General features: G+C 38.7%; 1 protein-coding gene. It reads left to right on the plus strand.

The window, feature by feature from the left end; all coding sequences use genetic code 11:
* Positions 1–1,368: peptidoglycan-binding domain-containing protein (locus KQ486_RS13975; protein ID WP_216687992.1), on the plus strand; the 1,368-nt coding region annotated here is incomplete at both ends.

A 1,368-nucleotide genomic window follows, 5' to 3' on the forward strand; every position in this document is an offset into this window, starting at 1 on the left:
AATTGAAGATCAGGAAGAGAATCAGGAGAAAAAGCAGCTAGATTCCGAGAAAGATAGTAAAGAATCTACATATGAAGAACAAGAAGATTCAACGCTTGATGAACAAGAGAAAGAACATGATTCTGAACAAGACGATCGTATTGATGAAAAGAATTCATCCGAAGACACAACCGAAGAGACCTCCAGTGAGGAATCTGAAGATAAACAGACTACACAGTCTCAACAAAATACGATGTCGATTCAATCAATTTCCTCTGATGGATCCTACAAAGTAGGAGATCGAGCACCGGGGATATCTGACTTCAAAGTGAAATTAAATCATATTGGCTTTAATGGGATCACGGTAACCGATTATTTTGGTGATTACACTGAACAACGAGTTCTTGAGTTTCAAACGTATTATGGACTCCCGGAAACAGGAGAAGTTGAAGCCGATACGCTTAGTGAGTTAAATGCTGTTTACAATAGTCCGCATCAACTAGGCAAAAGTCATTCAGAAAATAAGAGCATTAAAGAAAAGCTAAATGCCCTCGGCTATGGTGGCATTAAAGTGACTAATTATTTTGGTGACTATACGGAGAAACGGGTAATAGAGTTTCAACGAGACCATAATTTGAAAGCTCATGGAATTGTAGATGCTAAGACACTGGCAAAACTTAACGGAATCTATGATTCCGCCGTTAGACCAGGAGAAAGTGACCCTATCTTAATTGACGTCAAAGAAAAGCTAAACAGTTTAGGTTTTAGTGGAATTATCGTCACTAGTTATTATGGAGACTACACAGTACAGCGAGTCAAAGAATTTCAACGGTTCGCGGATCTATCCGCTAATGGAGTGCTTGACGAAAGCACGTTAGGAGCACTGGATGAGCTTGCGGCCAGTGGTTATTCCCAAGGAGATAGCCATTCGAACATTGCTTCCATGAAACGAAAACTAAATCAAGTTGGATTTAGTGGAATTCTTGTGACCGATTACTTTGGTAATTTTACAGAAAAACGAGTTAGAGAGTTTCAAGACTACTATAATTTAAGTGTGACAGGCAAAGCGAATCAAGAAACGCTCGATCAACTAGATGCTGTTTATAATAGTTCTTTACAAGTCGGAAAGAGCGACTCAGATTTGAGAGGAATCAAAGAGAAGCTTAATGCGATTGGCTATGGTGGAATCATCGTGACAAGTTATTTCGGTGACTTTACAGAAAAGCGAGTCAAACAATTCCAGAGGGATTATAACTTAAAACCTCATGGAATCATTGATGGGAAAACGTTGAATAAAATCAATGACATCTATGATTCTGCCATTTGGCCAGGACAAAGCGATTCTGCCTTAATTGACATTAAAGAGAAACTGAATAGTTTAGGTTTTGG

It is taken from the genome of Allobacillus halotolerans (assembly GCF_018967645.1).
GTDB lineage: Bacteria > Bacillota > Bacilli > Bacillales > Alkalibacillaceae > Allobacillus > Allobacillus halotolerans.